The sequence below is a fragment of the Bacillus sp. FJAT-29937 genome, from assembly GCF_001509555.1.
Lineage (GTDB): Bacteria > Bacillota > Bacilli > Bacillales > Cytobacillaceae > Cytobacillus.
In genome coordinates, this window is the sequence record NZ_LMAS01000009.1 from 26443 (window position 1) to 48945 (window position 22503).

General features: G+C 39.8%; 22 protein-coding genes. 20 read left to right on the plus strand and 2 right to left on the minus strand.

The window, feature by feature from the left end; genetic code table 11:
- The 8 genes from AR328_RS22365 to AR328_RS17750 all read left to right on the plus strand — a co-directional run.
- Positions 1-787, plus strand: a 787-nt coding sequence (locus AR328_RS22365; protein WP_156422750.1) for an aldehyde dehydrogenase family protein, incomplete at its 5' end; no start/stop codon positions are given.
- Between the two features lie 499 nt (positions 788-1286).
- Positions 1287-2579, plus strand: coding sequence for an isocitrate lyase (aceA, locus tag AR328_RS17720; protein WP_066299050.1), 1293 nt, complete (start codon positions 1287-1289; stop codon positions 2577-2579).
- Positions 2580-2814: 235 nt separating this feature from the next.
- A complete protein-coding gene (locus tag AR328_RS17725) occupies positions 2815-3246 on the plus strand; it encodes a YueI family protein (protein WP_066299052.1) in 432 nt (143 codons plus the stop codon).
- A 357-nt stretch (positions 3247-3603) separates the two neighbouring features.
- Entirely contained in the window at positions 3604-3894 is a 291-nt protein-coding gene (gene gatC, locus AR328_RS17730) for an Asp-tRNA(Asn)/Glu-tRNA(Gln) amidotransferase subunit GatC (RefSeq protein WP_066299060.1), read from the plus strand.
- 13 nt (positions 3895-3907) lie between these two features.
- Positions 3908-5365 carry an Asp-tRNA(Asn)/Glu-tRNA(Gln) amidotransferase subunit GatA gene (gene gatA / locus AR328_RS17735; protein ID WP_066299062.1) on the plus strand — a complete coding sequence of 486 codons (1458 nt, stop codon included), beginning with the start codon at positions 3908-3910 and terminating at the stop codon, positions 5363-5365.
- Positions 5366-5378: 13 nt separating this feature from the next.
- Entirely contained in the window at positions 5379-6806 is a 1428-nt protein-coding gene (gene gatB, locus AR328_RS17740) for an Asp-tRNA(Asn)/Glu-tRNA(Gln) amidotransferase subunit GatB (RefSeq protein ID WP_066299064.1), read from the plus strand.
- A gap of 205 nt (positions 6807-7011) precedes the next feature.
- On the plus strand, positions 7012-7575 hold the full coding sequence (locus AR328_RS17745) for a thioredoxin family protein (RefSeq protein WP_066299071.1): 564 nt from the start codon (positions 7012-7014) through the stop codon (positions 7573-7575).
- 29 nt (positions 7576-7604) lie between these two features.
- Positions 7605-8660, plus strand: coding sequence for an NAD(P)H-dependent flavin oxidoreductase (locus AR328_RS17750; RefSeq protein ID WP_066299407.1), 1056 nt, complete (start codon positions 7605-7607; stop codon positions 8658-8660).
- Between the two features lie 51 nt (positions 8661-8711).
- Here AR328_RS17750 and AR328_RS17755 read toward each other — a convergent pair whose 3' ends face one another.
- A complete protein-coding gene (locus tag AR328_RS17755; RefSeq protein WP_066299073.1) occupies positions 8712-9644 on the minus strand; it encodes a manganese-dependent inorganic pyrophosphatase in 933 nt (310 codons plus the stop codon).
- 153 nt (positions 9645-9797) lie between these two features.
- Between AR328_RS17755 and AR328_RS17760 the strand changes: the two genes are divergently transcribed.
- Positions 9798-10547 carry a metallophosphoesterase family protein gene (locus AR328_RS17760; protein ID WP_066299074.1) on the plus strand — a complete coding sequence of 250 codons (750 nt, stop codon included), beginning with the start codon at positions 9798-9800 and terminating at the stop codon, positions 10545-10547.
- Between the two features lie 66 nt (positions 10548-10613).
- On the opposite strand, the gene plsY is transcribed toward AR328_RS17760, so the two are convergent.
- Positions 10614-11240, minus strand: a complete 627-nt coding sequence (gene plsY / locus AR328_RS17765; RefSeq protein ID WP_066299077.1) for a glycerol-3-phosphate 1-O-acyltransferase PlsY — start codon at positions 11238-11240, stop codon at positions 10614-10616.
- Positions 11241-11620: 380 nt separating this feature from the next.
- Here plsY and AR328_RS17770 point away from each other — a divergent pair, with 380 nt between their 5' ends.
- From AR328_RS17770 to AR328_RS17820, 11 genes are all read left to right on the plus strand, one after another.
- On the plus strand, positions 11621-11815 hold the full coding sequence (locus tag AR328_RS17770; RefSeq protein WP_156422744.1) for a hypothetical protein: 195 nt from the start codon (positions 11621-11623) through the stop codon (positions 11813-11815).
- A gap of 126 nt (positions 11816-11941) precedes the next feature.
- Complete coding sequence (locus AR328_RS17775) at positions 11942-12517, plus strand: RNA polymerase sigma factor (protein WP_066299086.1); 576 nt, start codon at positions 11942-11944, stop codon at positions 12515-12517.
- A complete protein-coding gene (locus AR328_RS17780; RefSeq protein ID WP_066299087.1) occupies positions 12514-12987 on the plus strand; it encodes a hypothetical protein in 474 nt (157 codons plus the stop codon). The genes AR328_RS17775 and AR328_RS17780 overlap by 4 nt, the downstream gene beginning before the upstream one ends.
- A complete protein-coding gene (locus AR328_RS17785; RefSeq protein WP_066299089.1) occupies positions 12984-14066 on the plus strand; it encodes a hypothetical protein in 1083 nt (360 codons plus the stop codon). The genes AR328_RS17780 and AR328_RS17785 overlap by 4 nt, the downstream gene beginning before the upstream one ends.
- A gap of 616 nt (positions 14067-14682) precedes the next feature.
- Complete coding sequence (locus tag AR328_RS17790; protein ID WP_066299090.1) at positions 14683-15615, plus strand: diacylglycerol kinase; 933 nt, start codon at positions 14683-14685, stop codon at positions 15613-15615.
- A 144-nt stretch (positions 15616-15759) separates the two neighbouring features.
- Positions 15760-16275 (plus strand): hypothetical protein, encoded by a 516-nt coding sequence (locus tag AR328_RS17795; RefSeq protein ID WP_066299095.1) that lies wholly within the window; start codon positions 15760-15762, stop codon positions 16273-16275.
- A gap of 270 nt (positions 16276-16545) precedes the next feature.
- Positions 16546-17916, plus strand: coding sequence for a 23S rRNA (uracil(1939)-C(5))-methyltransferase RlmD (gene rlmD / locus AR328_RS17800; RefSeq protein ID WP_066299098.1), 1371 nt, complete (start codon positions 16546-16548; stop codon positions 17914-17916).
- Positions 17917-18296: 380 nt separating this feature from the next.
- Positions 18297-19151 carry a malate synthase gene (locus tag AR328_RS17805; RefSeq protein ID WP_066299100.1) on the plus strand — a complete coding sequence of 285 codons (855 nt, stop codon included), beginning with the start codon at positions 18297-18299 and terminating at the stop codon, positions 19149-19151.
- Positions 19152-19781: 630 nt separating this feature from the next.
- Complete coding sequence (locus AR328_RS17810) at positions 19782-20552, plus strand: SDR family oxidoreductase (RefSeq protein WP_066299102.1); 771 nt, start codon at positions 19782-19784, stop codon at positions 20550-20552.
- 117 nt (positions 20553-20669) lie between these two features.
- Entirely contained in the window at positions 20670-21083 is a 414-nt protein-coding gene (locus AR328_RS17815; protein WP_066299104.1) for a hypothetical protein, read from the plus strand.
- Positions 21076-22170: an alpha/beta fold hydrolase gene (locus AR328_RS17820; RefSeq protein WP_066299106.1), complete on the plus strand. Its 1095-nt coding sequence runs from the start codon at positions 21076-21078 to the stop codon at positions 22168-22170. Before AR328_RS17815 ends, AR328_RS17820 begins: the two co-directional genes overlap by 8 nt.
- Positions 22171-22503: the final 333 nt, after the last annotated feature.

A 22503-nucleotide genomic window follows, 5' to 3' on the forward strand; every position in this document is an offset into this window, starting at 1 on the left:
CAGCTTCACAGGCTCTCGTGATGTTGGTCTGCGTATTTTCGAACGTGCATCTAAGCTGAATGAAGGCCAAATTTGGATGAAGCGTTTAATCGCAGAAATGGGCGGAAAAGATACGATTGTTGTCGATAAAGAAGCAGATCTTGAACTAGCTGCAACATCAATCGTTGCTTCAGCGTTCGGATTCTCCGGGCAAAAATGTTCTGCATGTTCTCGTGCAGTAGTTGTGGAAGATGTTTACGATCAAGTTTTAAACCGTGTTGTTGAATTGACAAACGAATTAACACAAGGCGATCCAACAGATCCAAACAACTATATGGCAACAGTAATTGACCAAAGTGCTTACAACAAAATCATGAGCTACATTGAAATTGGAAAGCAAGAAGGAAAGCTAATGACAGGCGGAGAAGGAGACGATTCAAAAGGCTACTTCATCAAACCAACTGTATTCGCTGACCTTTCACCAGAATCTCGCATCATGAAAGAAGAAATCTTTGGACCAGTTGTCGGCTTTACAAAAGCTAAAGATTTCGATGAAGCGATTGATATTGCTAACAACACAGAATACGGCTTAACTGGAGCAGTTATTACAAATAACCGTATGAACCAAGAAAAAGCACGTGAAGATTTCCATGTTGGAAACCTATACTTTAACCGCGGCTGTACAGGTGCCATTGTAGGCTACCAGCCATTCGGCGGATTCAACATGTCAGGAACGGACTCTAAAGCAGGCGGACCTGATTATCTGCTTCTTCACATGCAAGCAAAAACAACTTCTGAAATGTTTTAATGTTAAAAGAGTGATTTGTCATTGGACAGATCGCTCTTTTTTTTCGTTTTTTTACCTAGGAAGATATTAAGGGGTATTATTCTATAATCTCTTCCCCATTCATGTTCCGAAAGGCAGTAATCGGTAAAAGCATCGCTGTCCCATTGCCCGTACGAGTTGGAAACAGCAGTTACCGGTAAAAGCACCACCGTTCCATTGCCGGTACGAGGTGAAAACAGCAATTGCCGGTAAAAGCACCGCCATCCCATTGCCCGTTTGAGGTTAAAAAGTCAGTTGCCGGTAAAAGCACCTCCGTTCCATTCCTCGTTTCAATGCCCAAAAGACTTCCGCTGGTAAAAGCAACACAGTAGTCATCGAAGTATCAATTGTAATTTTCTAAAAATTATAAAAATGGGGTTCCATTTCTAAAACATCTGTTATATAATACAAAATGTAGATTACAAATTGTGATATAACAAAATTTGAATTTCATCAAACATATTAAAGGAGGAGTAAACAAATGACTAATTCAAGAGTGAAGCAATTGCAGGAAAGCTGGGAGATGGATGCACGCTGGAAGGGGATTGAAAGACCGTATTCTGCAGAAGAAGTCATTAAATTAAGGGGATCCATCGACATTGAATATACATTGGCACGAAGAGGAGCCGAAAAGCTTTGGAAGCTTGTGAATGAGGAGGATTTTGTTCATGCGTTAGGAGCATTGACAGGAAATCAGGCCGTTCAGCAGGTGAAAGCAGGATTGAAAGCCATCTATTTAAGCGGCTGGCAAGTAGCGGCAGATGCCAATCTTTCCGGTCATATGTACCCTGATCAAAGCCTGTATCCAGCAAATAGTGTTCCAAGTGTAGTCAAGAGAATTAATCAGGCACTGCAGCGTGCAGATCAAATTCATCATATGGAAGGGGATTCATCCATTGACTGGTTCGCTCCGATTGTGGCTGATGCGGAGGCTGGGTTTGGCGGTCAGTTGAATGTGTTTGAATTAATGAAAGGGATGATTGAAGCCGGAGCAGCAGGCGTCCATTTTGAGGATCAGCTCTCTTCTGAGAAAAAGTGCGGACATCTTGGAGGAAAGGTTTTATTACCGACACAGACCGCCGTCAAAAACCTAATTGCTGCTAGATTAGCTGCAGATGTGATGGGTGTGCCGACTCTAGTAGTTGCTAGAACAGACGCAAATGCGGCGGATTTAATTACTAGTGATGTAGATTCATATGATGCACCTTTCATTACTGGAGAGCGAACACCTGAAGGATTTTTCCGAACGAAAGCAGGTCTTGACCAAGCTATTGCCAGAGGATTAGCCTATGCCCCATATGCGGACCTTGTCTGGTGCGAAACGGCCGAGCCTAATCTGGATGAGGCAAAGCGCTTTGCTGAAGCCATTCATGAAAAATTTCCTGGCAAAATGCTTGCCTATAACTGTTCTCCATCATTCAATTGGAAGAGCAAGCTTGATGATGAAACGATTGCGAAGTTCCAGATTGAGCTTGGAAAAATGGGCTACAAATTCCAATTCGTTACCCTGGCTGGCTTCCATGCCTTAAACCACGGCATGTTTGAATTGGCTCGCGGCTACAGAGACCGTGGCATGGCTGCTTACTCCGAATTACAGGAGGCTGAATTTGCAAGCGAGGTGCATGGCTATACAGCTACTAGACATCAAAGGGAGGTGGGAACCGGATATTTCGATCAAGTTTCAATGACGATTACAGGTGGAACTTCTTCCACAACCGCCTTAAAGGGCTCAACGGAGGAGGAGCAGTTTACATCTGCAAAACAGGAAGTTTGATGATTTAGGTAGTATGCTTTTTCGTTTATCCATCATTCTATCGTGATTTTTGACCAATTTTTCTCCCATTTTCTCCTCTCTTCTTTGTGAAGGGGGGACTTTTTTGTCATGTGATTTTTCAAAGCTGGCACCTCTTGGTACAATAAAACATACATAATAATAGCCCTTCTTTTAAAATCTATATACAATGAACTTATTGGCGGCTGTTCCAGAAAAAACAACAGGAGGTTTTACTTTGTCTAATAATATCGATGATTATATCCTCCAGGGAATCCATGGCCAAAAGCAAACAAAGCCTGATGAACGAAGGAAATTCCTTGGAACTTTGCGAGAGCGTATCGTGATTGCCCTCACACAATCCCAAATTAGAGAAGACGGCATCTATCCTCAAGTTGAAAAGGCGCTAAAAAATAATGGAAAAGCGCATCTTTACTTAAACGGAAATATGAATTATGAAGAACTTTCAAAGTATACAAAACTAGCTTCAAAATATAAGGTAGAATACACGATGGTGACTAATAAGGATTATAATTCAGAAATTGGCTTAGCTCTGGCCCATGACTATGCGATTGATAAAGAGGAGATATATGTAAAAAAAGAAGTGCCAATCAAAAAAGCGCCTAAAAAGAAAAAGGGATTCTTTTCGTTGTTTTCAAGGAGAAGATAAGAGTGATAGCCGATGAAATATCCGTTGCTAGCCTACTGACGGACTTTTCAAGGTTCCATTATGTCCAAAAGTCCGTCCACGCCCCCTGGACGGACATTTCGCGTTGGTATCTCGCTCCAAAAGTCCGTCCACACCTCCTGGACGGACATTTCATCCTCCCACCTCCCTCAAAAAGTCCATCCACGCCAAAAATGACAAACATTTCTGTTTTCGCCAATGCGAATTGTCAAAACTCATGATAAAATGGCAGAGGTACAAGTCAAATATACGCCCCGAAAATATTGCTTTAACGTGTGAAAGTTTGATATTATCTATATTATTGTGTCTATGGAATTACACTTTTGGAGGTGTCGATAAATGTCTAAAATTTCAACCGAACAAGTAAAACATGTGGCAAACTTAGCAAGGTTGGCCATAACAGATGAAGAAGCTGAGATGTTCTCAAAACAGCTGGGTTCAATGATTACCTTTGCCGAACAGCTAAATGAATTGGATACAGACAATGTGGAACCGACTTCTCACGTGTTAGATATGAAAAATGTGATGAGAGAGGATATCCCTCAAGAAGGCTTACCGCAAGCAGAGGTTCTAAAAAATGCACCAGATCATCAGGATGGGCAAGTGAAAGTGCCGTCCATTATCGAGTAAGGGGGGAAATACGATGAGTTTATTTGATCATAAAGTATCAGAGCTGCATGAGCTTTTACATAAAAAAGAAGTTTCGGTTACTGATCTTGTTGATGAATCCTATAAGCGTATTAGCGCAGTTGATGATAAGGTACAGGCCTTTATCACATTAGATGAAGAAAATGCTCGTGAAAAAGCGCGTAAACTAGATGAAAAATTAGGCACGGATGAATCAAAGGGGCTCCTATTTGGAATGCCGATTGGCTTGAAGGACAATATCGTCACGAAAGGCTTGCGTACAACAAGTGCAAGTAAAATGTTAGAAAACTTTGATCCAATCTATGATGCAACAGTTGTGAATAAATTACATCATGCAGAAACGATTACCATTGGGAAATTAAATATGGATGAATTTGCGATGGGATCCACTACTGAGCATTCTGCTTTCATGAAAACTCGAAATCCTTGGAATTTAGACGTGGTTCCAGGCGGATCTTCAGGCGGCTCTGCTGCAGCTGTTGCCTCTGGCGAAGTTTTGTTTTCTTTAGGAACAGATACAGGCGGATCCATTAGACAGCCTGCTGCTTTTTGTGGGGTTGTTGGGATGAAGCCGACATATGGCCGTGTGTCCCGTTTTGGCGTTGTCGCCTTTGCTTCATCATTTGATCAGGTTGGTCCGATAACGCGCACGGTTGAAGACAATGCCTATTTATTGCAGGCGATTTCTGGACTAGATCAAATGGATTCAACTTCTGCGAACATTGAAGTTCCTAATTTTGTAGAGTCATTAACTGGAGACATTAAAGGGTTAAGGATTGCTGTACCAAAGGAATATTTAGGTGAAGGTGTAGGAGAAACAGCACGCCAATCTGTATTAGATTCCTTAAAAGTCCTTGAAAAGCTTGGCGCTACATGGGAAGAAGTTTCCCTTCCTCATTCCAAATATGCATTAGCAGCTTATTATTTATTATCTTCTTCTGAGGCTTCAGCGAACCTTGCGAGATTTGACGGAGTTCGATATGGGTACAGAACGGAGAACCCGGAAAACTTGCTTGATCTTTATAAAAAGACACGTGCGGAAGGTTTCGGTGATGAAGTGAAACTCCGTATTATGCTTGGAACCTTTGCATTAAGCTCCGGTTACTATGATGCTTATTATAAAAAAGCTCAAAAAGTACGTACACTGATCAAGAATGATTTTGATGATGTATTAAATAAATATGATGTCATTATTGGTCCAACGTCACCAAAACCAGCTTTCAAAATAGGTGAGAAAATTGATGATCCACTAGAGATGTATGCAAACGATATTTTGACTATCCCAGTCAACTTAGCGGGTGTGCCAGGAATTTCAATTCCGTGTGGATTTGATAACGGCCTGCCGTTAGGGCTGCAAATCATTGGCAAGCATTTTGATGAGAGCACTGTTTATCGTGTGGCACATGCCTTCGAACAGGCAACAGATTATCATAAACAAAAACCAACGCTGTAAGGGGGGAAATTTAATGGAATTTGGAACGGTTATAGGACTTGAAGTACATGTTGAATTAAAAACAGATTCAAAAATCTTCTCGGCTAGCCCGAATCACTTTGGAGCTGAACCGAATACGAATACAACGGTCATTGACCTTGGGTATCCAGGGGTTCTGCCTGTCCTAAATAAGAAAGTAGTTGAATTTGGGATGAAGGCGGCGTTAGCTCTTAACTGCGAAATTGCTCCGGTTACGACATTTGACCGGAAGAACTATTTTTATCCGGATAACCCGAAAGCCTACCAAATCTCTCAACTTGATAAGCCAATTGGGGAGCATGGCTGGATTGATATTGAAGTAGATGGCTATAAGAAAAGAATCGGGATTACTCGTATTCATTTAGAAGAGGATGCGGGAAAGCTAACTCATGGAAATGGATATTCATTATGTGATTTCAACCGTGCGGGCACTCCGCTCATTGAGATCGTTTCCGAGCCAGATATTCGTACAGCTAACGAAGCTTACGCTTATCTTGAAAAATTAAAGTCCATTATTCAATACACAGGTGTTTCTGATTGTAAAATGGAGGAAGGTTCTCTTCGTTGTGATGCAAATATTTCGATTCGCCCAGTTGGACAGGAAGAATTCGGAACGAAAACAGAGCTGAAGAACTTGAACTCTTTTAACTTCATTCGTAAAGGGATTGAATATGAAGTTAGCCGCCAAGAGGAAGTCGTACGTTCAGGCGGAGTGATTAATCAAGAAACGCGCAGATATGATGAAGCGACAAATACGACTATCCTTATGCGTGTGAAAGAGGGAGCAGACGATTATCGTTATTTCCCTGATCCGGATTTAATCGATGTTCATATTGATGATGAATGGAAAGAGCGGATCCGCGCTGAAATTCCTGAGCTTCCAGATCAGCGACAAAAACGTTATATCGAAGAGCTTGGATTACCTGTCTATGATGCAGCTGTATTAACTGTCGTTAAGGAATCAGCTGACTTTTTCGAGGCAACAGTAAATGCTGGTGCAGATCCAAAGCAAGCATCCAACTGGATCATGGGTGATGTCTCAGCTTATTTAAAGGCAGAACAAAAAGAGCTTGCAGATACAGCTTTAACTCCAGAAGGGCTGGCCGGCATGATCAAGCTGATTGAAAACGGCACAATCTCTTCAAAAATTGCGAAGACTGTTTTCAAGGAATTAATTGAAAACGGCGGAGATGCTGAACAAATCGTGAAAGCGAAAGGATTAGTTCAAATCTCAGACGAAGGAGCACTCCTAAAAATCATCTCTGAAGTATTGGATAATAATCCGAAAATCATTGATGATTATAAAAATGGAAAAGACAAAGCGCTTGGTTTCTTTGTTGGACAAATTATGAAGGCCACGAAAGGACAAGCAAATCCTCCATTAGTCAATAAGTTATTGTTAGAGGAATTAAAGAAAAGATAAGATGAAAAAGCTGGTGGATTAATTTCCATCAGCTTTTCGACTTTTTATCCTAAATCATCGACATAATTCAAGTGTATTTCCCAGGAAAAGACTTGTTAATTTTCATATAGCGACAAAAAATGAAAGCAAGTCTATCCATTTCACTTTCACGGAAGGGATATGTAATAATAAGTAAGAATGACTTCGAAACAATAGGAGGGCTATAATGAGCTTAAATCAATGGTTTGAAAAAGGTTTAACAGCAGATCAGTACATAACAGGAATGACGGTTAACCAGGAGGAAACGAACCTTATTCTTGAGAAATTTTCACTATCAGATGCCGAAAAAGAAAGACTGGCTCCTTTTAAAGATAAAGGATTAAAAGCAATTGTATTAACCGAGGACTGGTGTGGAGATGCACTTTTAAATAACCCAGTCTTATTAAAAATTGCTGCGGAAATAGGAATGGAAGTCAGATTCATTTTAAGGGACCAAAACCTAGAATTAATGGATCAATATTTAACAAATGGAACATCAAGAGCTATTCCGATTTTTGTTTTTATCGATAAGGATGGGGAAGAGCAGGCTGTTTGGGGTCCTAGAGCGAAACAGATTCAGGAAATGGTGGACCGTGGGCGCAGTCAGCTTCCTTCTCAGGATGATCCAGAATTTAAAGAGAAGCAAATGGCATTATATAAAAGCTTTAAAGATTCCTATGTGGAAGACACGTCACTAGGGCATATCGTAGCAGAAAGTATTATTGACCGATTGGCTGAACAAAGTAAGTAATTCTAAAGGATGTGCTTGTCGTGAAAAGAATGCAAAATGAGGTAACTGAAAGGCTTGGCATCTCTTATCCGATTTTTCAGGCTCCAATGGCGGGCGGAATTACAACACCAGCGTTAATCAGCGAGACATCAAACTGCGGCGGGCTCGGCAATCTTGGTGCAGGTTATATGCTTCCGGAAGAAATGAACGCGGCGATTAAAGAGATTAGATCGTTAACAGGTAAGCCGTTTGGAGTAAATTTGTTTGTACCTAATCATCAGGTTTTTTCCACAGAGGCAGCGTTTGCTCAAGCTGTAAATGTCTTAAAAAAGGTTCAAGCTGATTTGGGAATAGAGAAAAGCAATTCCCAGTTAGATAAAGATCATCAAGCTCTCTTTGAACAGCAATTAGAGGTCATCCTAAGTACAAGGGTTCCGATCTGCAGCTTTACTTTTGGCATTCCTGATGAAATCGTCATTAAGGATTTAAAGAAACAGGGAACGATTGTAATCGGAACTGCTACGAATGTGAATGAGGCTTTGGAGCTCGAAGCATCTGGTGTCGATATGATTGTTGCCCAGGGAAGTGAGGCAGGCGGCCACAGGGGGACCTTTCATGAAGAAGGCAGCGGGTTAATTGGTTCAATGGCACTAATTCCACAAATTGCAGATGCTATTAAATTGCCTGTTATTGCGGCTGGTGGAATTATGGATGCAAGAGGAATGGCTGCAGCTTTCGTTCTTGGGGCAAAGGTTGTCCAGCTTGGCACTGCTTTTTTAACATGTAAAGAAAGTGGAGCACATTCTATTTACAAAGAAGCCATATTAAATGCGACCGAGGAGCAAACCACTTTAACGAAGGCTTTTTCCGGAAAATTGGCTAGGGGCATTCGCAATCACTTTATAAAGGAAATGGAAGGTCAATCGATCGGCATTCTTCCTTTTCCCTTGCAGAATGATTTAACAGGTCCGATAAGAAAACAGGCTGCTAAATTAAATAACCGGGAGTATATGTCCTTATGGGCAGGCCAAGGGTTGCGTCTAGCAACAGAAACAACTGTAAAGGAATTAATGGATAAGCTTACGAAAGAATACTTGGAATTATAAAGCATAGAAAAAAGGAGGAACAATGATGTTTCTCCTTTTTTTGCGCCATGATTATTTTTCAGTTAAAGCTCTTGTAAGTCCCGGAACGATTTGTTTCTTACGGGAAACAACGCCTTTTAATAGGGCGCGGTTATTTTCAAGCTTTACGTTATAAGCCTCTTCCACTGCTTTCGTTTCGTTTCCAACCGCGATGGCAACGGAATCATTGTTTAAAATGTCAGTAAGAACAAAAAGGAATAAATCTAATTCCTTGCTTTTCACCACTTCGGATAGCTTTGCTTCAAGCTCGTCCTGGCGGCTTAGAACGTCATTTAAATCGACAGCATTTACTTGAGCAATTTCCGTTTTGTAGCTGCCCATTTGGAATTCTTTAGCATCTAGAGAGACTAATTCATCAATCGTTTTTTCACTCAGGTCTGCACCTGCCTTAAGCATTGCTAAACCGTATTCCTCTGCGTTTACTCCAGCAATTTCTGCCAGCTCGCGTGCTGCAGCCACATCTTCCTCTGTGCAAGTAGGAGATTTGAACAATAAAGAATCTGAAATAATCGCTGAAAGCATTAAACCTGCTGTTTCTTTACTAATTTCCACAGCATTTTCCTTATAGATTTTCTTTAAAATGGTCGCAGTACAGCCGACTGGCTCTGCACGGTAATAAAGAGGGTCGCTCGTTTCAAAGTTGGCGATGCGGTGATGGTCAATGACTTCAAGAACTCTTACATCACGGATATCCTCTGCACTTTGCTGGAATTCGTTGTGATCGACAAGAATGACTTCACTAACTTCCTCAGCTACGGCTTCAACAAGACGCGGTGCCTCAACCTTGAAAGTATCGAGCGCAAATTGAGTTTCAGCATTTACTTGTCCTAAACGGATTGGTTCTGCCTCTACTCCTAATTTTGCTTTTAATTCTGCGTATGCGATAGCAGAACAAATGGAATCTGTGTCAGGGTTTTTATGACCGAATACAAATACTTTTGACATAATCCTTCTCCTTGATTAAATAGAATAATGGCATTAAAAAGCCTGTTGTTATTTTACCATATATACAACAGCAGAAAAAATCAACTTTCGAAAAAATAGAGGGATATGAACAAATATGGAGAAAGTATTACTAAAAGTTGGGAGGGCAGGCAGATGGGAAGTATAGCGGTTATTTCAGATATTCACGGCAATATAACTGCACTTGAGGCAGTCATGGATCATATAAAATCCAGAGGGATCCAAACGATATTCTGTTTAGGCGATCTCATTGGAAAAGGACCAAACTCACAAAAATCGGTTGAACGAATTAGAGAAAGCTGTGAGGTCGTTGTGCTTGGGAATTGGGATGACTTTATCCAGAGGCCGGTTGAAATAGAAGAGGTGAAATGGCATCAGGACCAGTTAGATAAGGATTCTATGAACTATCTTCGTTCCTTGCCGTTCCATCATGATTTTTATATGAGCGGCAAATACGTCAGGCTTTTTCATGCTTCCGCGAAAAGTGTGTACCATCGGGTTGTTCCGATGAGAGATTCGTATGAAGAAAAGCTTGAGATGTTTGAGAATACGGAGAACATCAATCATAATGGGAAATACCCAGATGTCGTTGGCTATGGGGATATTCATGCTGCCCTTATCGAGCCTGTGAAACCTCAAAAGACACTATTTAATGCTGGAAGTGTTGGGAATTCACTTGATATACCCCAAGCTACTTATACGATTCTTCACGGAGACTATTTATCGGACAAGCCTGCTCCTTTTTCAATTGAGATTGTTAGAATTCCATATGATGTTGAAAAAGAACTGTCCATAGCAAAGGAAATGGGTTTGCCAAATTTAGAGGCATATGCACTTGAACTGCGTGAAGCAAAATACAGAGGGGCACCTAAATCGAGGGCATAACGATTGTTTTTAACAAAGAAAGCCGAATATAGGGTAATCCAATATTCGGCTAGCAATGGAGTATTTTTATGCACGATTTGCATTGTTCTTTGGCGGAATGCGATCATTCTTTAAATTTTTATCGTTAATTTTTGGCTCACGCCGATGATAATGATTATGAATATTAGAGCGGTGAAGAAAAATCAATAATAATAGAAAAATAGAAAAAATAAGTTCATGCTCTCGGCCAGGTATGAAGAAAGAATAGACGAGCAAAGTCAGTCCGACTGCTAGTGATCCGTAATATACATATTTTGATATAAAGATAATAAAGAAAAAAGCAAAATAAGCAGCCAAAAACATCCATATATTCGCTACAAGAAGGACCCCAGCGGTTGTGGCAATCGCCTTTCCCCCTCTAAATCCCGCAAAAATTGGAAAGCAATGTCCAATAACAGCAGAGAGCCCAATTAGTAAGGAATCCGCTTCTACCCCAGCTAAAGCAGGAAGGAAAGCGGCAAGAGCCCCTTTTCCAACATCGATAAGCAAGACGATGATGGCGGCTTTTTTTCCAAGAACCCGTAATGTATTAGTGGCACCTGGATTATTGCTGCCGTGTTCGCGTATATCAATATTAAAAGCTAGCTTTCCAACAATAAGCGCAGTCGGAATGGACCCGATAAGATAGGCAGCTGCAAACAATAATATTGTCATCATATCATCCTTTTAGGAAAATAGTGGGTGTGATTTCCAAGCATTTGGTAAAGTAATTATTTTTATCGCAGATTAACGGGCTGTAAGACCCCCACTTCAAGAAGTTGAGTAAAACAAAAAAATTCAAAGTGGGGGATCAACAGCCCGTAAAGGCCCGATTGGTTCAACTAACAATCAGTGGGGGATGAAGGAAAACCCCCACTGATTGAAGTTTCACTTTATCTTACCATGGATTCATTTCTGTTTGTGCGAAAATTTCTGAGATAGGCAAAGAAGATGTGATGTAAATCACTTATTTCACATGCTAAGAAATGATATCTTTAATATATAGGGATTTTCACTATTTTTATGTGGGAAATATAGTTTAAGGGGGCAGGAGTTTGATGACAGGAGTCATATTTTTTGTGATCGTTACCACCATTATCGCAATTATTACTACTATTATCTTTATTACTAAAGGCGATCCTAATTACAGAAACTCAACAAAACGGAATACAATGAATCTGAGCATTATTTACGTGATAGCGACGATTCTTTCATTAATTGCATTAGCTATTTATATTTGGCTATTTTAATAAAATACATTTTTCGAAAACGCTTGGGAAAGCCATTTTCTAAGCGTTTTTCTATGCTATTATATTTTTTTAAAAAAAATTACCCTTTTGGTGTAGGGATAGAGCACCTGGCTTTCGTCTATTAAGGTGGAAGCTGTCAGAAAGGGGGAGAGAGCGATTAGCGACCAAGTTCTTATCCAAAAAGTAAAAAGCGGCAATAGCCATGCATTTCGGCTTTTGGTTGAAAAGTACCGCAATGATTTGTTCCGGACCATCTACGCGGTATTAAGAAATCAAAAAGAAGCGGAAGATGCCACACAAGAAGTTTTTATTAAAATTTATACCTCTCTCTCCCAATATGGAGATCAAGGATTTAAAACGTGGATCACGAGAATTGCTGTCAATCATGCAATTGATGTAAAGAGGAAGCAGAATCGGAGCCAAGAAGATATAATAGACTTGGCGGAAAATGATATGTTGGGAACCCAATGGGAAAGTGTAGAGTACGAGATTATACATAGAGAAAAAGTTTCCCGTGTCCGTGAAAAGCTCCATGAGCTGCCTGAAAACTATCGAAACGTCATTTACGATTTTTACATAGCTGATAAGACGTATCAGCAAATGGCTGCGGAACAAAATGTTCAAGTGAAGACCATTGAGATGAAGCTTTACCGTGCCCGCAATTGGATGAAGAAGCATTGGAAGGAGGACGATTTTTCATGAGGCATTATTCAATAGAAGAGTGGATGAATTACGTGAAAAATGAATTCGATCAGGACGTCCGCGAGGAGTATGAAAACCATCTATATACTTGTGACCAATGCTTGGATGTATATCTAGAGGCGGTGACGGCGGCGGAAAGCGAATTGCCGGAGATGATGAATGATATTGACTTTACAAATTCAATCATGGCGCAGATCGCTGAGAGTCATCCTCCTTCAGTAAAGGCCGTTAAGAAGAGGAAGGAAAGCCGGCCTTTTTACCAAACAGCGATATTTCATTACACAGTCGCAGCAGGCATGACCATTTTACTTATGACAACTGGCGTTTTCCAGTCGATTACACAATATACCGTAAGTGTTCAAACACCAAGCTTCCAGGAAAAAAGAACTTCGGTAACAGAAGGAATTGTAGACAAAACCTTCGCCTGGATGGATTCGTTGGATAAAGATAGCAAGGAGGCTAAAAAATAATGAAAAATCCAATTATCGCGTTTTTATTAGGATTTTTGCCTGGAGTTGGTTTGTTATATTTAGGGAGATTATTATGGGGCTTAATTTATATGTTAGGGGAAATATTCCTCATTGCGATTACGTTTATACTTGTTGCAAATGGTGATGGGGATGCTGCTTTTATGATTGTTATCATTGGAGTGATTTTTTATCTTGTCAATCTAGTTGATACAGGGATTTCGGCATCAAGAATGCTGCATAGCAAGGAAGTCAAGCCTGTCGAATCTGGTTCGGCTTCAAGTGAAATGGAGTATGAACGGTTCCGAACGATTCTATTATCCTTTATTCCCGGTGTAGGGCATTTTCAACTTGGTTTAATGAACCGCGGGATTACCTTATTAATTGCCTTTATAGGCTTAGCGATTATGGTGTTTTTTGTATCGATCTTGACCAATAGAAGTGAATTCCTAATTTTTTGGGCGATCCTGCCTGTCATTTGGGTGTACGGATTTTTCGATGCCATTCAGCAATTAAATAAGAAACAGCGCGGGGAACAGCTAGTAGACCGTACCATCTTAGAAGACTTCGAATCCCGAAGAGAGGATGGGAAGAAAAGTAAAGCTATCGCTACTTTATTTTCCGTCTTCCCAGGAGCTGGCCATCTATATCTAGGATTACAGCGCCGCGGAATTCAATTAATGGCAGCGTTTCTGTTCTCCATATATATTTTAGACGTATTAAGATTAGGTATTTTCTTGTTCTTAATTCCAATTATCTGGTTTTACAGCTTCTTCGATGGCTTACAAAAAGCTTCTAAATACGAAGATGAACCGCTAGAGGACACGCCTATCATTGCCTACTTATTTAACCATCAGAAATGGATCGGCATTGGCCTTGTGCTCCTTGGCCTGTATTATTTAACAACAAATATTCTTCTGCCTATTCTGTCACCGATGCTAATGGATTTAATTGACTTTGATATTCGCTATTGGTTCGAGCGCTATTTCCAAACAGCTGTTGTCTGTATCCTGTTCATTGGAGGGGGCTTGAAGCTGCTCACGGGGAAAAGGGAGAAGAAAATAGGGATATCGGAGGAATAGGATCTCATTTGTGCCTGTTGTCGTGGGAAAAAGCGGCGGAAGGGCATCAAAGAGAGTGATAGGTGCCCGTTGGCGTGGAAAAATACAATGGTAGGGAATCAACCTAGCCGTTATGCGAATGCACGGTACCCGGTTAATCTGGGTATCCTTTTCTAATGTTCAGCATCTATTAGTAGTATAGATCCGGATAAATAAGCTTGTATTTTGGGAATAATGGATTTATCGCAGATTAACGGGCTGTAAGACCCCCACTACAAGGAGTTGGGCTAAAACAAAATTTCTAAGTGGGGGATCAACAGCCCGTAAAGGCCCGATTTTAGGAACACAGACTAAGAACGCCACGTCCTGTGGCAACGTCTGTGTGACCCACATCCTGTGGGCCGCAACTAACAATCAGTGGGAGATGAGACAGACTATGAACGTGATGTCCTGATGCGATGTGTGCACTAGCACGTCCTGAGCGATGCCCCCCCCACTGATTGAAGTTTCACTTTATGTGTTTTGTGCAATCTTTAGATAAGGTAAAAAATTGATATGTTGGTGCCTTTTAGATATGATGTTAACTGAATGAGAAAACGGATAATGTAACTTAAAGTTTATTAATAGGATGATGGGTATGAAAAGAGCGAGAATTATTTATAATCCAACTTCCGGTCGGGAAATTTTCAAGAAACATTTGGCGGAAGTACTACAAAAGCTTGAAATAGCAGGTTATGAGACATCTTGCCATGCAACAACAGGACCAGGAGATGCAACAAAGGCTGCACGAATGGCTATTGAGCGTAAATTTGATCTTGTCGTTGCTGCAGGGGGAGACGGCACGATCAATGAGGTTGTGAACGGACTAGCAGAACAACCTTACCGGCCGAAGCTCGGAATCATTCCGGTGGGTACGACGAATGATTTTGCACGGGCTCTTCATATTCCGAGGGATATTGAAGCGGCAGCGGATATCATCGTTAAAGGTGATAGGATCCCTGTCGACATTGGACGGATCAATGATAAGTATTTTATTAATATTGCCGGCGGGGGCAGGCTGACAGAGCTTACCTATGAAGTTCCTAGCAAGCTGAAAACGATGATTGGACAGCTCGCCTATTATTTAAAAGGGATTGAAATGCTCCCATCCATTCGATCAACGGAAGTGAGCATCGAGTATGACGGAAAGCTTTTTGAAGGAGAGGCGATGCTCTTCCTTGTTGGGTTAACCAATTCAGTCGGAGGATTTGAAAAGCTTGCTCCAGATTCATCGATTAATGACGGCTTGTTTTCCTTATTAATTTTGAAAAAGACAAATCTGGCTGATTTTATCCGAATTGCTACACTGGCAGTCCGCGGTGAGCATATCAATGACCCTCAAGTCATTTATACACAGGCCAACCGGATAAAAGTGCAGTCTAGCGAAAAACTCCAGCTAAACCTTGATGGCGAATTCGGCGGATTGCTGCCAGCTGAATTTGTGAATCTCTATCGTCATTTAGAAGTCTTTGTCCCGATTGATCAAATCCGTGACGAGGACCGCCCTAGGGATTGGGCAAGTTCCATATAAGAAGGAGAGGCTCGTTCCGATTGGGGCGGGCTTTGTTATTTGGGAGAAATCATTAAAAGAAGGAAATTAGAATTTATATGCTTATTAGATTAAACTGACGAAACTGATTAGAATAATAATTTTTGCAATATGGGGGGATGAAGCTTGAGTAATATAAAATCAAGCATTTTACTTTTATTATTCGGAGTAATATTTTTAACAGGCTGTAACGGAAATGAAGTAAATTTAAAAGATGGAGATACATATTTAACTGAAGAAATGGATGAGGTAATTTCCGATTACATTATTCAAAAATATTCTTCTATAAATTCTAATATAGAAAAGCATTTCGAAGTCCATAGGATTTATGGCACAAGCGAATCAAACGGGGTTCTAAGTGTCTATATGTGGTCTTATTATGGTGGTTTTAACAAATCTACTGGGTTGGAAAGTCGGGCTGGACATTCATTACCCGCCGTCATTCAGTTACGTGAAAAAGACAATAAGTATTCTGTCGTCAAATATATTGAACCACAAGACGGTAATTTGTATCAGTCCTCTTTAAAAAAAATGTTTCCCGAAAAGTATTTGAGGATCATTCATGAAGATAGTGGAAGTAGAGAGGATTTACAAAGTAAAATGGATGAAAAAGTAAAACAATGGTTAGAGATGTGTGAGTGATTGTGAATTAAGTTTGATTCCCTGTTTTTTACATTTTACTCCCCATCAACCGAACCCGTCATCTAATTGGGGCGGGCTTTTTCTGTGAGAATTTCTTAATTGGCTGATAAGTGATGGGATTTGGCTGACAAACCACTAGAATTGGCTGACAAACACTCCAATTTGGCTGACAAAATTCATTTAGATGGCTCCAATCCACTCATATTTAGTATTCCCCCCCATAATATGATACAATTTCCCTTATTAATGCTGAAAAAAAGGACGAAACGAATGAGCAGAACATTACCAGTACAAAAAAACGATTATATAGATGTGATTTTTGAAGATTTAACTCATGATGGGGCTGGGGTAGCTAAGGTTGATGGCTATCCATTATTTATTCCGAACGGGCTTCCAGGGGAGAAGGCAAAAGTTAAAGTGATTAAGGTGAATAAAGGCTATGGATTCGGCCGGATTGTTGAACTGCATGAAAAAAGCCCATATCGGGTTGAGGCGGCATGTCCGATTTACAAGGAATGCGGAGGATGCCAGCTTCAGCACTTAAGTTATGAAGGTCAGCTGAAGGCAAAGGAAAAGCAAGTGAGGGATGTGCTGGAGCGGATTGGAAAGCTGGAAAATGTTAAGGTCCATCCTGTCTTAGGAATGAAAGAGCCTTGGCGCTACCGCAATAAGGCCCAGGTCCCGGTTGGCGAGCAAGAGGGAGGCCTCATCGGCGGTTTCTATCAGCAGCGCACCCATCAAATCATTAATATGAGAGAATGCATCATTCAGCAGGAAAAAAATGATGAAGTTGTTCAAACTGTGATCGACATCTGCAGTCGTTATGGCGTTCGTGCATATGATGAAGGCCAACATAAAGGCGATCTGCGCCATATTATGGCCAGACACGGACTCGTAACTGGGGAAGTTATGGTTGTGCTCATTACGAGAACGAATGACCTTCCGAATAAAAACAAAATTGTGGAAGAAATCACCTCACGAATAAAAGGCATTAAATCCATTGTTCACAACGTCAATTCAAAGAAAACAAATGTCATCTTTGGTGACCAGACAAGGATTCTGTGGGGTGAAGAAGTCATCTATGATTTCATCGGAGATATAAAATTTGCGATTTCCGCGCGGTCCTTTTATCAAGTCAATCCAGAGCAGACTAAGGTTCTTTATGATAAAGCGTTAGAATACGCAGATTTAAGCGGTGAAGAAAATGTGATTGACGCCTATTGTGGAATCGGAACCATTTCCTTATTCCTTGCTCAAAAGGCGAAAAAGGTTTTTGGGGTAGAAATTGTGCCAGAAGCAATTGAAGATGCGAGGCGGAATGCAGAACTCAATGGAATTACAAATGCAGAATTTGCCGTTGGGGAAGCAGAAGTAGTCATACCTAAATGGTATGAGCAGGGCAATTCTGCAGATGTGTTAGTCGTTGACCCTCCACGGAAAGGATGCGACGTTGCTTTACTGAACACAATTATTGAAATGAAGCCAAAGAAAGTCGTTTATGTCAGCTGTAATCCAGGGACATTGGCGAGAGACTTGCGGATACTGGAAGATGGCGGGTATAAGACGATAGAAGTGCAACCTGTGGATATGTTTCCGCAGACGATGCATTGTGAGGCGGTTGCTTTACTAAAATTAAACTAAGTGACATAACGAACGTAATCAATTGATTAATTATTGGGGCTTTCTAGAAGTTTCGCGACTTTTTGGGGCCTTTTTTTATAGTTATTTCGAAGAGATACAGAGAATAAAATTTCATTTTACCTCATTATAAAATGTGTTGTCAATAATAAATTTGTAATATTTTCAAAAAATGTTATAATAGTCTTATTATTGTTTTTTTAATCGTATTCCGAATTCTGCTGTATTTTTTTGCGGATAGAATTGTGGATACGTTTTTTTAATATCCTTGTGAAACTGAAGGAAAATTCAAACAGTCGTGTGAGCTTTAAAGGAAGTTGAAGAATTATCAATTTACTATCGAATAGTAACTGAGTTTTTATTCTACAAGGAGGACTAGAATAATGAATCTAATCAATGAGAAAGTTACACACAAGCGCTTTGGCACGGGTAGTATAGTTAATCATAATGATTCTAGTATTGAAATACATTTCGCATCGGAAAATAAAAAGTTTGTTTTTCCCGATGTATTTGGAAAGCATCTAAAACTACATGATAAAAGTATTGCTAATTCACTGGAAAAAATAATACAAAAAAAGGAAATGAAACGAAAGGAGGAAGAATGGAAGAAGGAAGTGGAAAAGAAGCTGCGGCAAAAAAATCAGGAACTTCGTTTGGAACATGAAAAACTGATGAAAAATCATAAACTTCATCCCGAATCACAAATGGTATTTTGGTGTGATGCTGAAGAACAGAATAGTTCTTTTTCGGAGTGGAAGGTTTTCTCAGGCATAATAAAAAGTGGTAATAACAAGGGAAAGCCAAGCAAACCCATTCGCTTGCACCAAAATAGCGCTGTCCTGATAACAGCAAGAGATTCCGGTATGCCTGAAGAAGACAGACATATCTTAGGTGTCTATATGGTGAATGAAGATTTTATCGGTAAGCTTTGTGAAGATGGATATATTCCTGCTCATTCCAAATACAGACTCCAACTTACAGAACAGGAATCGGATCAGATGCTCTTCTGGAAATATTATGTGAATGAAAAATTCCCACACAAAATGACATGGAACACAGGTAAATACCGTTATTTTGATAATTTATGGATGGCTCAAATATTGCTTGATATCGTTTCGTTGAAAAGTGACCCTAAGGAACGAGAGCTTGGTCAACAGTTTTTTGAACATTTTTGTAAAATGAATCAGATAACTGATCAAGATTTACCAAAGCCTAATGGCGCACTCATGCGTATTTAGGCGTTAGCTCAAAGATAATAAGAATGACAGGGGACTGACACACTTTCCCCATCCATCACTAATTGCGAACAGTGACTGGCTTGTGAAGCGGTAGCGTGGTTGAGTTGGTATAAAAGAAAAGCAGTTGTTATAGAAAAAATCTATATCAACTGTTTTTTTGTATTTAAAAATACTGTTTAGGGCCGATTTTCATTTTACATGAACATTAACAATATTTCTAATATACATCGTATTGTCGGTACTGCAATTTCTTTTCCTTGGGTCACCTTCTAGTTTTAGATAATCAGAATCTACTAAAAATCTCCTTATATTATAATTTCCTCACTTGAATGGTAATTCTATCAAAACAAACTTTTAAGTAAACCATATTTAAATGATCAGCCAAAATACAATTTATGGTATTAAGATACGCATCTTCACTTGAATATCGTACCTCTGAAAGGAGTGTTCTCACATATTTCATCCTATTTATATTCAGCATAATATCAGATCTTACGGTTCTTTTGGGGAGTGACAGTGACAAAAATTAAAAAGGGCATAGGTTAGATTCATAGATTATGCACATTAATATAGGGCTTGTCTATAATATATAGAATCGTTTTTCCAATCAAGGAAGGAGGAGTAGGACACTTGCAAGAGCTATTTGATATACAAGGAAAAACTGCCATTGTCACTGGTGGAGGCAGAGGTCTCGGTAAACAAATGGCGGTTGCCCTTGCAAAAGCAGGCGCTAATCTTGTTCTTTGCTCAAGAAAGGTTGAGGCATGTGAAGAGGTTTGTAAGGAACTCAGGCAATTAGGTGCTCAGTGTTTGGCTATAAAATGTGATGTGACTGAAGCGGCCGACATTCAAAAGGTCATTGACGAGGCCGTAAACACTTTTGGATCTATCGATATTCTTGTGAATAATAGCGGCGCTTCATGGTCCGCTCCATTTATCGATCTGCCTGAAGAAAAATGGGATTATGTCATGGATGTAAACGCTAAGGGGACATTCTTATTTAGTCAAGCGGCAGCAAAAGTAATGGTTCTCCAGGGGAGCGGAAAGATTGTAAATATAGCCTCTGTTCTCGGACTAGGAGGAGTGAATCCTAAGGTCATGGATACCATTGCCTATAACACTAGTAAAGGTGCGATCATTACCTTTACCAAGGATTTAGCTGTTAAGCTCTCTAAACATAATATTCAGGTAAATGCGATTGCTCCTGGGTTCTTCCCAACTAAAATTACGAAAGGAATTTTAGAGAATAGTACTTATCCATTACATGCCCACATTCCAGCGGGGAGATTTGGCAGTGAAACTGATTTAATGGGGCCCATTTTGTTCCTATCCTCAAAGGCTTCCGATTATATAACCGGGCATATTCTCTTGGTCGATGGAGGCATTCATGCCCAGGTTTAAACTTGAATAGTACCCTCTTCATCTGGAAAGACAAATAGAAAACTAAAAGGAGACAAGCCCTGAATGGAAGAGTAAGAAAAAAGATATTCTTAAACTCTGATTGGAGGGAAATGAAATATGAAACACAAAAAGAAGAAAATAAAGAAAGGGACAATAAAACTGGAGAAGAAGCTGAAGGAACAAAACGCTGAATTTTATGTGAGTCTTAAAAAGACGGGCTTTGCCGCGGAACAACAGCTTAATCAACAACTTCAGAACAGATTAAATAATGAAAGTCTCGTAAAATTAGCAAATGGCCACTTGGATCTACTTACTAGGAATTTTAGAACACTACAAAATTCTATCGAAGTATTATTCAATATTTTACAAATCCCAACCAAAAATGATGTAGCAAATGTAGCAAAGCTTACAATACAAACGGAGGAAAAAGTAGATAACTTAGAGGGGCAAATCTTAAAACTGACAGAGGCAATTGAAAAAGCATTAAGTAAAGATGTTAAAGTGGCGAAGGGTCAAAAAAGAAATGTCTAGGAAGAAACAGGATAAAGACTATTTAAAGTTGGAAAAAGAGCGTTGGAATGGTTTTTTATATGCTTTACTTTCTTCGCCGCCGGAATCAGGTGTTACACCAAGAAAAGCAATTTGGAAAAAAAATAAAGCAACATTATGGTATTATCCTGCTAAACAAAAAAAGTACAACATTCCATTAATCCTTATCTATTCGATGGTAAATCAGTCTTTTATTCTTGATCTAGGACCTGGTTCCAGTACAATAGAAGCGTTTGTAAATGAAGGATTTGATGTTTATTTGATAGATTTTGGTATCCCAGGGTATGAGGATAAGGATTTTACGCTAACTGATTATATTAATGGATATATCCAAAAAGGAGTTCAGAGAGCCCTGAGACATTCTATGGCCAAGGAGGTAACAATCATAGGTTATTGTCTTGGTGGTACACTGGCTGCTATGTATACAGCTATTGCAGAAGAGCCAGTTAAGAATTTGATCTTATCTGTTACGCCGATTGACTTTTCCACGTTTCCCATTTTTGATAAATGGTTAATGGCTGCACAAAACGGACATCTTGACTTTGATCGTCTTTTGGAAACCATTGGTTTAGTTCCTGCCCCATTTATTGAGGCTGGCGTCCGAATTTTAACATCGCCCCTTTACTATAGTCACTATTTATCGCTGTTAAACCGGTCGTATGACAAAGAATACGTCGATCATTGGCGCCGTTTTAATCATTGGACAAAGAGTCATATCCCATTTCCTAGTGCTTCTTTAAAACAATTTAAAAATGACTTGTTAAAAGGTAATAAGCTAATACATGGTGGAATTCAAATAAACGGAAAAAATGTGGACCTTCATAATATATATGCAAATATGCTTGTAATTTCTTCAAAATACGACAGGTTAGTACCTGAGGGACTTGTTTATCCTGTTATGGATCTTGTCTCAAGTGAAGATAAAACATATATTTCACTTGAAGGAGGACATACGGGCATCTCGTTAAAAGATGGAGTTCCAGTGTATTTGAGAAACTGGCTGCATGATAGGTCTGAACCAATTCTAACCGCCTATGAAAAAAATAAAATACGGGGGGATGCTATTTGATTTCAGACTTTTATTTGTCGCCTTATCGAAATAATGGTGATTACGGTTACGACTACGACGTATGGCATGGGTTTTCTAGAATCGTATTCAGGAAATTTTTTGAGCAGCAGTTTAGTTTTTTTAACTAGGATAAGGAATGGTTCACTACTACAGATTCATCAGCCGGCCTTTTTAGCTCCCTAATGAACGAGATTATTTGAATGTAGGCAACTAACCCATCGGGAGTTTCCTATTTTTTTTTGAAATTAGATTTACGATAAGGTAGTATGATATTTATCATTGGTCAGTACCCTTGTTGGAATGAAGGATTGACACTAATTTTTTATATGGAGG

What these genes read in the sequence shown, in the direction of transcription:
- AR328_RS17815 (WP_066299104.1), top strand. Translation starts at nt 20,670, where the DNA reads ATGAAACACAAAAAGAAGAAAATAAAGAAAGGGACAATAAAACTGGAG.
- gatA (WP_066299062.1), top strand. Translation starts at nt 3,908, where the DNA reads ATGAGTTTATTTGATCATAAAGTATCAGAGCTGCATGAGCTTTTACAT.
- rlmD (WP_066299098.1), top strand. Translation starts at nt 16,546, where the DNA reads ATGAGCAGAACATTACCAGTACAAAAAAACGATTATATAGATGTGATT.
- AR328_RS17750 (WP_066299407.1), top strand. Translation starts at nt 7,605, where the DNA reads ATGCAAAATGAGGTAACTGAAAGGCTTGGCATCTCTTATCCGATTTTT.
- AR328_RS17745 (WP_066299071.1), top strand. Translation starts at nt 7,012, where the DNA reads ATGAGCTTAAATCAATGGTTTGAAAAAGGTTTAACAGCAGATCAGTAC.
- AR328_RS17790 (WP_066299090.1), top strand. Translation starts at nt 14,683, where the DNA reads ATGAAAAGAGCGAGAATTATTTATAATCCAACTTCCGGTCGGGAAATT.
- AR328_RS17760 (WP_066299074.1), top strand. Translation starts at nt 9,798, where the DNA reads ATGGGAAGTATAGCGGTTATTTCAGATATTCACGGCAATATAACTGCA.
- plsY (WP_066299077.1), bottom strand. Translation starts at nt 11,240, where the DNA reads ATGACAATATTATTGTTTGCAGCTGCCTATCTTATCGGGTCCATTCCG.
- gatB (WP_066299064.1), top strand. Translation starts at nt 5,379, where the DNA reads ATGGAATTTGGAACGGTTATAGGACTTGAAGTACATGTTGAATTAAAA.
- AR328_RS17805 (WP_066299100.1), top strand. Translation starts at nt 18,297, where the DNA reads ATGAATCTAATCAATGAGAAAGTTACACACAAGCGCTTTGGCACGGGT.
- aceA (WP_066299050.1), top strand. Translation starts at nt 1,287, where the DNA reads ATGACTAATTCAAGAGTGAAGCAATTGCAGGAAAGCTGGGAGATGGAT.
- AR328_RS17820 (WP_066299106.1), top strand. Translation starts at nt 21,076, where the DNA reads ATGTCTAGGAAGAAACAGGATAAAGACTATTTAAAGTTGGAAAAAGAG.
- AR328_RS17755 (WP_066299073.1), bottom strand. Translation starts at nt 9,644, where the DNA reads ATGTCAAAAGTATTTGTATTCGGTCATAAAAACCCTGACACAGATTCC.
- AR328_RS17780 (WP_066299087.1), top strand. Translation starts at nt 12,514, where the DNA reads ATGAGGCATTATTCAATAGAAGAGTGGATGAATTACGTGAAAAATGAA.
- gatC (WP_066299060.1), top strand. Translation starts at nt 3,604, where the DNA reads ATGTCTAAAATTTCAACCGAACAAGTAAAACATGTGGCAAACTTAGCA.